The 11,381-nt window shown below is 70.2% G+C and carries 11 protein-coding genes; 7 read left to right on the top strand and 4 right to left on the bottom strand.

The window, feature by feature from the left end:
* Window positions 1-112 precede the first annotated feature (112 nt).
* Window positions 113-577 (bottom strand): peroxiredoxin, encoded by a 465-nt coding sequence (locus tag ACWF62_RS13900; RefSeq protein ID WP_378508353.1) that lies wholly within the window; start codon window positions 575-577, stop codon window positions 113-115.
* Between the two features lie 25 nt (window positions 578-602).
* A complete protein-coding gene (locus ACWF62_RS13895) occupies window positions 603-1,028 on the bottom strand; it encodes a DUF3052 domain-containing protein (protein WP_378508352.1) in 426 nt (141 codons plus the stop codon).
* 238 nt (window positions 1,029-1,266) lie between these two features.
* Here ACWF62_RS13895 and aceE point away from each other — a divergent pair, with 238 nt between their 5' ends.
* The 6 genes from aceE to ACWF62_RS13865 all read left to right on the top strand — a co-directional run bounded on the left by aceE (window position 1,267) and on the right by ACWF62_RS13865 (window position 9,780).
* Window positions 1,267-4,125, top strand: coding sequence for a pyruvate dehydrogenase (acetyl-transferring), homodimeric type (gene aceE, locus ACWF62_RS13890; protein WP_378570517.1), 2,859 nt, complete (start codon window positions 1,267-1,269; stop codon window positions 4,123-4,125).
* A gap of 74 nt (window positions 4,126-4,199) precedes the next feature.
* Complete coding sequence (locus tag ACWF62_RS13885) at window positions 4,200-5,570, top strand: PucR family transcriptional regulator (protein ID WP_378508350.1); 1,371 nt, start codon at window positions 4,200-4,202, stop codon at window positions 5,568-5,570.
* 128 nt (window positions 5,571-5,698) lie between these two features.
* Entirely contained in the window at window positions 5,699-6,607 is a 909-nt protein-coding gene (locus tag ACWF62_RS13880; RefSeq protein WP_452630355.1) for an ACP S-malonyltransferase, read from the top strand.
* Window positions 6,608-6,718: 111 nt separating this feature from the next.
* On the top strand, window positions 6,719-7,000 hold the full coding sequence (gene acpM / locus ACWF62_RS13875; RefSeq protein ID WP_378508348.1) for a meromycolate extension acyl carrier protein AcpM: 282 nt from the start codon (window positions 6,719-6,721) through the stop codon (window positions 6,998-7,000).
* Window positions 7,001-7,008: 8 nt separating this feature from the next.
* On the top strand, window positions 7,009-8,250 hold the full coding sequence (locus tag ACWF62_RS13870) for a KasA/KasB family beta-ketoacyl-ACP synthase (RefSeq protein WP_378508347.1): 1,242 nt from the start codon (window positions 7,009-7,011) through the stop codon (window positions 8,248-8,250).
* 96 nt (window positions 8,251-8,346) lie between these two features.
* On the top strand, window positions 8,347-9,780 hold the full coding sequence (locus ACWF62_RS13865) for an acyl-CoA carboxylase subunit beta (RefSeq protein ID WP_378508346.1): 1,434 nt from the start codon (window positions 8,347-8,349) through the stop codon (window positions 9,778-9,780).
* A gap of 51 nt (window positions 9,781-9,831) precedes the next feature.
* Here ACWF62_RS13865 and ACWF62_RS13860 read toward each other — a convergent pair whose 3' ends face one another.
* Window positions 9,832-10,467, bottom strand: a complete 636-nt coding sequence (locus ACWF62_RS13860) for an NAD(P)-dependent oxidoreductase (RefSeq protein WP_378570521.1) — start codon at window positions 10,465-10,467, stop codon at window positions 9,832-9,834.
* Window positions 10,468-10,568: 101 nt separating this feature from the next.
* On the opposite strand from ACWF62_RS13860, the gene ACWF62_RS13855 reads away from it, so the two are divergent.
* The gene (locus tag ACWF62_RS13855) at window positions 10,569-10,940 is read left to right on the top strand and encodes a winged helix-turn-helix transcriptional regulator (RefSeq protein ID WP_452630354.1); all 372 of its coding nucleotides are present in this window, start codon (window positions 10,569-10,571) and stop codon (window positions 10,938-10,940) included.
* A gap of 103 nt (window positions 10,941-11,043) precedes the next feature.
* Here the strand turns inward: ACWF62_RS13855 and ACWF62_RS13850 are convergent, their stop codons facing one another.
* Window positions 11,044-11,247, bottom strand: a complete 204-nt coding sequence (locus ACWF62_RS13850) for a cold-shock protein (protein ID WP_378508343.1) — start codon at window positions 11,245-11,247, stop codon at window positions 11,044-11,046.
* Window positions 11,248-11,381 lie beyond the last annotated feature (134 nt).

Below are 11,381 nucleotides of genomic sequence, written 5' to 3'. Positions count from 1 at the left end.
GGTGCGGAGGTTTTCGAACCCCCGACCGTGGGTGTGGAAAACAAGAGCTCTACCACGGAGCCACACCCCCAAACCCCGGCGCGTGGACAGCTGTCCGCACGCCGGAATGCACTCAGGAATCTAGCGCGGCGAGCGCCTTCTCCCAAGCTCCCTGGTCACGGGCCTCCCCGGGGCCGTTCATCTCGGCGAACCGGATGATTCCCTCCTTGTCGACGACGAAGGTGCCGCGGTTGGCGTACCCGGCCTTGTCGTTGAACACGCCGTAGGCCTGCGCGACCGCGCCGTGCGGCCAGAAGTCGGACAGCAGCGGGAAGGTGTAGCCCTGCTCGGCGGACCAGATCTTGTGCGTTGGCGGCGGGCCGACCGAGATCGCGAGCACGGCGGCGTCGTCGTTCTCGAACTTGGGCAGCCCGTCGCGCACCTTGCACAGTTCGCCCTGACACGTTCCGGTGAACGCGAGCGGGTAGAACACGATCAGGACGTTCTTCTCGCCCCGATAGTCCGAGAGCGAGACCTCCTGGTTGTTCTGGTCCTTGAGGGTGAAATCGGGCGCGACGGCACCGACGTCGAGGGGCATGCGAATTCCTAACCGGGTTGGGCGCTCAGCGCTGCTTCGCGGGGCGGGCCTTGGGCTGCACCAGCCGACTGCCCGACCAGGATCCCAGGTTCGCGGCCGACGTCTGAGTCAGTCCGGCGGTGGGCGCCGATTCGGCGATCTCGCTGGGTTCGACATGCCCGGGCTGCCCGGTCTTCGGGGTGAGCACCCACACGAAGCCCTCGTCGGCGAGCGGGCCGATCGCATCCATCAGCGCGTCGACGAGGTCGCCGTCGCCGTCCCGCCACCACAGCAGGACCACGTCGATCACGTCGTCTGAGTCCTCGTCGAGGAGCTCACCGCCGATGGTCTCCTCGACGGCGGCCCGCAGGGCGTCGTCGGTGTCCTCGTCCCAACCCAGTTCCTGTACAGCCATGTCTTGGGTGATGCCCAGTTTCTGGACGTAGTTCTGGGCGTCGGCCTCGGCGACCACGGTGGTGTCCTCCTACAGGTGTTCGTGCTGTCTCCAGCATCCGATCGGTGTTGATCGGTAGTGAAAGCGAACATGCTCGAGGCGTTCCGCGCAAGCGGGCCGCGCCGATTCGCCATAACAAATCTTTGGACGGGCGACGAAACAGACGCGCGCGCACCGCGGTCGGGGGCATTTGGCAGGATTGGACCCAGATCACCATCATGAACACACCGGGCCGCCGTCACACCAGGAGACCCGGATGGATCGGACGCCGCACCGTGCGTCCACCCGCGATGAGGAGCAAAAGTTGTCCGAGCAGACCCAGGACCCGGTATCTCCCCTGGCGCCCAGTTCCACTCCCGGTTCCGACGGCCGTGTGCGCGTCATCCGCGAGGGCGTCGCGTCCTACCTTCCCGACATCGATCCCGACGAAACCGGCGAGTGGATCGAAAGCTTCGACGATCTCGTGGAGCGCTCCGGCCCGGCCCGCGCACGCTACCTGATGCTGCGGCTGCTCGAGCGCGCAGGCGAGCGGCACGTCTCCATTCCCGCCCTGACGTCCACCGACTTCGTCAACACCATCCCCACCGAGAACGAGCCCTGGTTCCCCGGCGACGAGGAGGTCGAGCGCCGCTACCGCGCCTGGATCCGGTGGAACGCCGCGATCATGGTGCACCGCGCGCAGCGCCCCGGGGTCGGCGTGGGCGGGCACATCTCCACGTACGCGTCGTCCGCGGCGCTGTACGAGGTCGGGTTCAACCACTTCTTCCGCGGCAAGGATCATCCGGGCGGCGGCGACCACATCTTCGTGCAGGGGCACGCCTCCCCCGGCATCTACGCACGCGCCTTCCTGGAGGGCCGGATCCCGCCCGAGCAGATGGATGGGTTCCGCCAGGAGGCCAGCCACGCCGAGGGTGGGCTGCCGTCGTACCCGCATCCGCGCCTGCTCCCCGACTTCTGGGAGTTCCCGACGGTGTCGATGGGCCTCGGCCCGATGAACGCCATCTACCAGGCCCGGTTCAACCACTACCTGCACGACCGCGGGATCAAGGACACCGCGCAGCAGCACGTGTGGGCGTTCCTCGGTGACGGCGAGATGGACGAGCCGGAGTCGCGGGGACTCGCGCATGTCGCGGCGACCGAGGGCCTGGACAACCTGACCTTCGTCGTCAACTGCAACCTGCAGCGCCTGGACGGGCCGGTCCGCGGCAACGGCAAGATCATCCAGGAACTGGAGTCGTTCTTCCGCGGCGCTGGCTGGAACGTCATCAAGGTCGTCTGGGGCCGCGAGTGGGACGCGCTGCTGCAGGCCGACAAGGACGGCGCCCTGGTGAACCTGATGAACGTCACCCCGGACGGCGACTACCAGACCTACAAGGCCAACGACGGCGGCTACGTCCGCGAACACTTCTTCGGCCGCGACCCGCGGACCAAGGAACTGGTCAAGGACCTCACCGACCAGGAGATCTGGAACCTCAAGCGGGGCGGCCACGACTACCGCAAGATTCACGCCGCGTACGCCGCGGCGATGGCCCACAAGGGCCAGCCGACGGTCATCCTGGCGCACACGATCAAGGGCTACACCCTCGGCAAGCACTTCGAGGGCCGCAACGCCACGCACCAGATGAAGAAGCTGACCCTCGACGACCTCAAGGCGTTCCGCGACCTGCAGCGGATCCCGATCTCCGACGCCGAGTTGGAGAAGGATCCCTACCTGCCCCCGTACTACCACCCCGGGCCGGACGCCCCGGAGATCCGGTACATGCTCGACCGCCGCGCGCAGCTCGGCGGGTTCCTCCCGTCCCGCCGCACCGATGCGGCGCCGCTGCCGGTGCCGGACATCGCCACCCTCGATCCGATCCGCAAGGGGTCGGGCAAGCAGGAGGTCGCGACCACGATGGCGCTGGTCCGCGTCATCAAGGAACTGTTGCGGGACAAGGAGATCGGCAAGCGGATCGTGCCGATCATCCCGGACGAGGCGCGCACCTTCGGCATGGACTCGTGGTTCCCGTCGCTGAAGATCTACAACCGCAACGGGCAGCTGTACACCTCCGTCGACGCCGAGTTGATGCTGGCGTACAAGGAGTCCAGCGTCGGCCAGATCCTGCACGAGGGCATCAACGAGGCAGGCTCGACGGCGTCGTTCACGGCGGTCGGCTCCTCGTACGCCACGCACGGCGAGCCGATGATCCCGCTGTACATCTTCTACTCGATGTTCGGGTTCCAGCGGACCGGTGACGGACTGTGGGCCGCGGCGGACCAGATGTCCCGCGGGTTCGTGCTCGGCGCCACCGCGGGCCGCACCACCCTCACCGGCGAGGGCCTGCAGCACGCCGACGGGCATTCGCTGCTGCTGGCGTCGACGAACCCGGCCGCGGTCACCTACGATCCGGCGTTCTCCTACGAGATCGCACACATCGTCCGGGACGGCATCCGCCGGATGTACGGCGGCACCGAGGGGGTTCCCGGGTTCGGCGGCGAGAACGTCTTCTACTACCTGACGATCTACAACGAGCCGTACGTGCAGCCCGCCGAGCCGGAGGGCCTCGACGTCGACGGCCTGCTCAAGGGCATCTACCTCTACCAGCGCAGCGCAGGCACTGGCCCCAAGGCCCAGATCCTGGTCTCGGGTGTCGCGATGCCGGAGGGTCTGCGCGCCGCGCAGCTGCTCGCCGACGACTGGGGGGTCTCCGCGGACGTGTGGTCGGTGACCTCGTGGGGCGAGCTGCGCAGGGAGGGCATCGAATGCGACCGTGAGGCGCTGCACAGCCCGGACGCCGACCCGCGTATCCCGTACGTCGCCACCGCCCTGGCCGGCGCCGAGGGCCCGTTCGTTGCCGCGTCCGACTGGATGCGCGCGGTGCCGGACCAGATCCGCCAGTGGGTGCCCGGCGACTACACCACCCTCGGCACCGACGGGTTCGGCTTCTCCGACACCCGCACGGCGGCGCGACGGTTCTTCAACGTCGACGCCGAGTCGATCGCGGTCGCGGTGCTCGCCGGGCTCGCCCGCGCGGGCAAGGTCGAGCACAACACCCCGGCGGCCGCCGCCCGCCAGTACCGGATCGACGACGTCCTCGCGGCGCCGACGTCGATGAAGGACCCCGGCAGCGCCTAGCTCCCCCTCGAACGCCCCGACACCGCCCCGGTGCCGGGGCGTTCGGCCCGAGTGGTGGCGTAGGTTTCCCTGTCATGGGTGCACAGGAGTCCGACGGGGCGGAGACGGCGGCGACCCCGCCCACCGATGACCCGGCCGCGGCGCCGCCGCCCGCCGTCCCGGAGGGCGCCCGCACCCCGGTCGCACCACCGTTCGTCGGCCGCCGGGAACCGCGGGAGCCGCTGCCCGACGCGCTGCTCCGCCGGGTCAAGCAGTTCTCCGGCAGGCTGTCGACCGAGGCGGTGTCCTCGATGCAGACGCAGCTGCCGTTCTTCGCCGACCTCGACGCGGATCAGCGCGCCAGCGTGCAGCTGCTGGTGCAGACGGCGATCGTCAACTTCCTGGAATGGCTGCGCAACCCGGCCGACAGCGACATGCGGTTCAGCCTGGACGCATTCCAGGTCATCCCCCAGGACCTGGCCCGGCGCCTGACGCTGCGGCAGACCGTCGACATGGTCCGGGTGGCGATGGAGTTCTTCGAGCAGTGGCTGCCGGCGCTCGCCCGCAACGATCAGCAGCTGGTCGCCCTGACCGAGGCGGTGCTGCGGTACGGGCGCGAGCTCGGGTTCACGGCGGCGACGGTGTACGCGAGCGCCGCCGAGTCCCGCGGCGCCTGGGACACCCGGCTCGAGGCCCTGGTCGTCGATGCGGTGGTCCGCGGCGACAGCGGCCCGGACATGCTCTCGCGGGCGGCGACGCTGAACTGGGACGCGACCGCACCCGCGACGGTGCTGGTCGGGACGCCGCCGCCCGAGGAGGGGGTGTCCGTCGTCGGCACGGTGCACACGATCGCGCAGCGGCACGACCGGGCCGCGCTCGCGGTGGTGCAGGGGTCGCGGCTGGTGGCCGTGGTCTCCGGGGATGTGCGGTCCTCACCGGAGAACCGGCCGTTCCTGAACGACCTGCTTGCCGCGTTCTCCCCCGGACCGGTGGTCATCGGTCCGACGACCGGCACCCTCGGCGCCGCCCACTTCAGCGCGGTCGAGGCGCTCGCCGGCATGGACGCGGTCGCGGGTTGGCGCGCCGCGCCGCGGCCGGTGCACGCGGGCGAGCTGCTGCCCGAGCGCGCCCTGCTCGGCGACCGCGCCGCGCTCGACGCCCTCAACGACCAGTTGGTGCAGCCGCTCGCCGCGGCGGGATCGGCGCTGACGGACACCCTCGACACCTATCTGGACTGCGGCGCCGCCGTCGAGACCTGCGCCCGTCAACTGTTCGTCCATCCAAATACCGTGCGGTATCGACTGAAGAAGATCGCGGAGATCACGCGGCGAGATCCGACCAATCCGCGGGACGCGTACGTACTCCGAATCGCAGCAACAGTGGGCAGGCTGACTCGAACCCATCACGAACCTTCCAGTTCCGCCACATCAGTCACAGCCGCAACAGATCACGGGAACGGGCTGTAACGCGCAACGATTGAAGTACGATGCTCGACGGCGACAAGCGGTTTTGTTGGAACCCTACAAAACACTTGTCCAAGGTTCATCGTCAACAACACCCCGCCACGGCGGGCGGCCGGTGTTCCCTTATTCCTGTGATTGCGTTGCTCGCCCCGGGTCAGGGGTCCCAAACGCCCGGCATGCTCAGCCCCTGGCTGGAGCTGCCCGGCTCTGCTGATCGCGTTGCGATCTGGTCGAAGGCCGCCGGCCTCGACCTCGGTCGGCTCGGTACCACCGCCACCGCGGAGGAGATCACCGACACGGCCGTCACCCAGCCGCTCGTCGTCGCGTCCGCACTGCTGGCGTTCGAGGAGCTCGAACGCCGCGGCCAGGTTCCCGCGGACCTCGTCGTCGCGGGCCACTCGGTCGGCGAACTCGCCGCAGCGGCGATCGCCGGGGTCATCTCCGCGGACGACGCGGTCGCGCTCGCCGCGCTGCGCGGGTCGGAGATGGCGAAGGCGTGCGCGCTGGAGCCGACCGGCATGTCCGCGGTCCTCGGTGGCGACGAGGACTCCGTCCTCGCCCGCCTCGCCGAACTCGATCTCGAGCCAGCCAACCGCAATGCGGCAGGCCAGATCGTCGCCGCGGGCCTGCTCACCCAGCTGGAGGAGCTGGCGGCCAACCCGCCGGAGAAGGCCCGGGTGCGCGCCCTCCCCGTCGCGGGCGCCTTCCACACGCGCTTCATGGCACCGGCGCAGGACGCGGTCACCGCGGCCGCCGCCCGGATCGTCCCGCAGGACCCCACCCGCACGTTGCTGTCCAACGCCGACGGGCAGCCGGTGACCTCCGGCGCCGACGCGCTGACCAAGCTGGCCGCGCAGGTCACCCGCCCGGTGCGGTGGGACCTGTGCAGCGCCTACCTCCGCGACGCCGCGGTCTCCGCGGTCGCCGAACTGCCGCCCGCGGGCACCCTGGTCGGCATCGCGAAGCGCGAGCTCAAGGGCACCCCGACGCTGGCCATGAAAACCCCGGCCGAGCTGGACACCGTCGCCCAGCTCGGCTGATCCGGCCGCAGCGCTGGCCGGAACTCACCGAACTTGCATCACTCACCCGGTCCGCCGGACCGGGCGAACGCAGGACCCGAATAACAACACCATCATGAAGGGAGCCACCCCGTGGCACACACTCAGGAAGAAATCATCGCCGGCATCGCCGAGATCATCGAAGAGGTCACCGGCATCGAGCCGTCCGAGGTGACCATCGAGAAGGCCTTCGTCGACGACCTCGACATCGACTCGCTGTCCATGGTCGAGATCGCCGTGCAGATGGAAGACAAGTACGGCGTGAAGATCCCGGACGAGGACCTCGCGAGCCTGCGCACCGTCGGCGACGTGGTCACCTACGTTCAGAAGCTCGAGGCCGAGGGCGTCCAGACCGGCTCCACCGACGACAAGTGAGCCCCGACGTGTCCTCCACCTCTCCCCGGACGTTGCCCAACGTCGTCGTCACCAGCCTCGCGGCTACGACGTCACTCGCTGGTGACGTGGATGCCACGTGGAAGTCCCTGCTCGCAGGCGAGAGCGGCATCGGCACGCTCGACGGCTTCGTCGACGAGTTCGATCTGCCGGTTCGCATCGGCGGCAGGCTCAAGGTCAGCCCCGACGAGGGTCTCTCCCGCGTCGAGGTCCGGCGGATGGCGTTCGCCGAGCGGCTCGCCCTGACGCTGGGCCGCACCGCCTGGCAGAACGCGGGCAGCCCCGAGGTCGACCAGGACCGGCTCGGCGTCGTCATCGGCACCGGCCTCGGCGGCGGTGAGACGCTCATCGACGCGGTCGACAAGCTGCGCGAGGGCGGGTACCGCAAGGTGTCCCCGTTCGCCGTGCAGATGGTGATGCCGAACGGCCCTGCCGCGACGGTGGGGCTCGAGCTCGGCGCGCGCGCCGGGGTCATCACCCCGGTCTCCGCCTGCTCGTCGGGGTCGGAGGCGATCGCGCACGCGTACCGGATGATCACGCTCGGTGACGCCGACATCGTCGTCGCCGGTGGCGTCGAAGGGCAACTCGACGCCGTCGCCACCGCCAGCTTCGCGATGATGCGGGCGCTGAGCACCCGCAACGACGACCCGAAGGGGGCGTCGCGGCCGTTCGACAAGGACCGCGACGGCTTCGTCTTCGGCGAGGCGGGCGCGATGATGGTCCTCGAAACCGAGGAGCACGCGAAGGCGCGCGGTGCCACCATCCACGCACGACTGCTGGGTGCGGGCATCACCTCGGACGGACACCACATCGTGGCGCCGCACCCCGAGGGCACCGGAGCGGCCCGCGCCATGACCCGGGCCATCGAGTCCGCGGGATTGGCGAAGGCGGACATCTCGTTCGTCAACGCGCACGCCACCGCGACCCCGATCGGCGACACCGCCGAGGCCAAGGCGATCACCGCCGCGGTCGGATCGCACGCCGCGGTGTACGCACCGAAGTCCGCGCTCGGGCATTCGATCGGCGCCGTCGGTGCGCTCGAATCGGTGCTCACGGTCCTGAGTGTGCGTGACGGGATCATCCCGCCCACGCTCAATCTCGAGAATCAGGATCCAGAGATCGACCTGGACGTCGTCAAGGGCCAGCCCCGCGAGGGCCGGATCGATTTCGCCATCAACAACTCGTTCGGATTCGGTGGGCACAACGTTGCGCTCGCCTTCGGCCGCGCCTGACGTTGGGCGGCTCGTAGTTCGAGGGTGAGGGGCCCGCACCGGCGGGCCCCTCACCACCCCCACAGTCAGCGGCTCGCTTTTGAAGGAGGACCGGCGATGACCATTCTGGATCCCGTCACCAGATCCGATGCCCAGCTCGACCCGCGCGATCCGCTCGCCCGGCTCGAGAAGCTGTTCGACGCGGGCACCACGACGACGCTGCATGACCGTGACCGGTCCGGCGTCCTCGCCGCGTCCGGCGAGATCGACGGCGTCCGCACCATCGCCTACTGCTCCGACGCCACCGTGATGGGCGGCGCGATGGGCGTGGACGGCTGCAGGCACATCGTCGCGGCCATCGACGCCGCGATCGAGGAGCAGGTCCCGATCGTCGGGATCTGGCATTCGGGCGGGGCCCGCCTTGCGGAGGGCGTCGAGGCCCTGCACGCCGTGGGCCTCGTGTTCGAGGCCATGGTCCGCGCGTCCGGCCTGATCCCCCAGATTTCCGTCGTCCTCGGGTTCGCCGCGGGCGGCGCCGCCTACGGCCCCGCGCTCACCGACGTCGTCATCATGGCGCCCGAGGGCCGCGTGTTCGTCACCGGACCCGACGTGGTCCGTTCGGTGACCGGCGAGCAGGTCGACATGGAGTCGCTCGGCGGCCCGGACACGCACACCAAGAAGTCCGGGGTCGCGCACATCGCCGCCCGCGACGAGCTCGACGCCCTACACCGGGCCCGCAGGCTGGTGTCGATGATCGCCGATCAGGGCGAGTTCGACGTCGAGGCGGCCCGCCGCGGGGACACCGACCTGCGGGCGATGATGCCCGCATCGGCCAAGCGTGCCTACGACGTCCGCCCGATCGTGCACGAGCTGCTCGACAACGTGGACGGCGAGTCCAGCCTCGAGGAACTGCAGGGCAACTACGCGCGCAGCATCGTCACCGGCATCGGCCGGATGGGTGGTCGCACCGTCGGCGTCATCGCGAACAACCCGCTGCGCCTCGGCGGCTGCCTGAACTCGGAGAGCGCGGAGAAGGCGGCCCGGTTCGTCCGGCTGTGCGATGCGTTCGGGATCCCGCTGGTCGTCGTCGTCGACGTGCCCGGCTATCTGCCCGGCGTCAGCCAGGAGTGGGAGGGGGTGGTGCGCCGCGGCGCGAAGCTGCTGCACGCGTTCGCCGAGGCGACCGTTCCCCGCGTCACCCTGGTCACCCGCAAGATCTACGGCGGCGCGTACATCGCAATGAACTCCCGCGCACTCGGCGCCACCGCCGTCTACGCGTGGCCGGAGGCCGAGGTCGCGGTGATGGGCGCCAAGGCCGCGGTCGGGATCCTGCACAAGCGGGCCCTTGCCGCCGCACCCGAGGAGGAGCGCGAGGCGCTACACGACCGGCTGGCCGCCGAGCACGAGGCGATCGCCGGTGGCGTCGGCCGGGCGATGTCGATCGGCGTCGTCGACGAGCTGATCGAGCCCGCCACGACCCGCAGCAGGCTCACCGCGGCACTCGCCGCGGCCCCCGCACGCCGCGGCCTGCACAAGAACATCCCACTGTGACGTGACGTGCGGGCCCCGACCGGTCCGGTCGGGGCCCGCACGCTGTCGCCGTCAGCCGACCGCGACCAGGGCCCTGCTGTGGCGGGCATTCTCGGCCTCGTCGACCAGCGCGACGGCCAGGTCGGCGTAGGAGAACGCCCCGTCGCCGAGCACACCGGTGCCACCGGTCCGGTACCGCCCGGTCCGCGGCGCGTCCTCGTCGAGCACCACCGGCGGCGGCGCCAGCATCACCCAATCCAACGCGGCATCGGCGGATTCCAGGACGTCGAGTTCCGCGACATGGCCGAGCGAGAACTCGCGCGCCTCCGCCGGGAACCCGGGTGCGTCGAGGACCCGCACACCCGGCTGCGTCTCGAGCATCGTGCCGATCCCCACCGCCACCAGTCGCGGCACCCCGGCGTCGACGAGGCCGCCGGTCAACGCCCGCGCGGCCGCAACGTAGAACTCCGTCGACGGCACGTCCATTCGGGCTGCGGTGTGGATCGCGGCGGAGTGGCCTGCCGCGATCCGCGCGACGTCGCCGCGATCGGTGACGTCCCCCGCGACCACCCGGACCAGATTCCCCACCGGACCGGTGTAGCGGTGCGGATCCCGCGCCACGACCGTCACCGCCCGACCGCGCGAAGCCGCCTCCGCCACGACACGCCGCCCCGCCCTGCCGCCACCGAACACCACGATCTCGTTCACGACTGTCCTCCCTGGTCCGCGTTCGGCCGGCGGTCGCCGGTCGAGACGCCGACGGTAGCGAGGGGGGTGCCGGTTACCGCAACGATAGTTAGGCTGACCAGGTGCGCACCCCGTTGCCCCGCGACCTGTTCTCGGATTGCCTGCCGGGACCGTCACCGATCCGGGTCGGGGACAAGTGGACCGCCCGCATCATCGCCTGTCTGCGGGACGGCCCCCGCCGGTTCTCCGAACTGCAGGTGCCGCTGCACATGGTGTCCCCGAAGGTGCTCACCGCGTCACTGCGGTCGATGGAACGCAGCGGACTGCTCACTCGCACCTCGTACCCCGAGATCCCGGCGCGGGTCGAGTACGAGCTGACCGACCTGGGCCGGTCACTGCAGGGGCCGCTCCGAGCGGCCTGCGAGTGGAGCGACGAGCACCTCGGTGACGTGCTCGCTGCGCAGACGGCGCACGATCTTCGGCCCGAACCCTGACCGACCGGGCCCCCGACGGACCGGGTCCCCGACGACGGGAGCCCCCCGACCTTCCGGTCGGGGGGCTCCCGTGGCTGCCGGCGGGTTCACCGGCGGATCGGCGTCAGACCGCGCGGACGTCCGTCGCCTGCGGGCCCTTGGCCCCCTGCGAGATCTCGAACTCCACCCGCTGGTTCTCCTCGAGGCTCTTGAAGCCGGAACCGGAGATCTCCGAGTAGTGCACGAACACGTCCGGGCCGCCGTTGTCCTGCGCGATGAAGCCGAACCCCTTCTCCGCGTTGAACCACTTGACTGTTCCCTGGGTCATGAGGACTCCTTCTCAGGGCTGGTCGGACCGCACCGTGCGGACCGGGCCGGTTTCCAGACGCGACGCGAACGTCTCCAGACGCTGACGGGATGAACCCAGGAACCTGAAGGGCTGCACGGCGCCCGCAACACTGT

The organism is Rhodococcus sp. NPDC054953 (genome assembly GCF_053609225.1).
The sequence above is the reverse complement of the archived record's forward strand: the minus strand, read 5'-3'. Positions and strand labels throughout refer to the sequence as shown.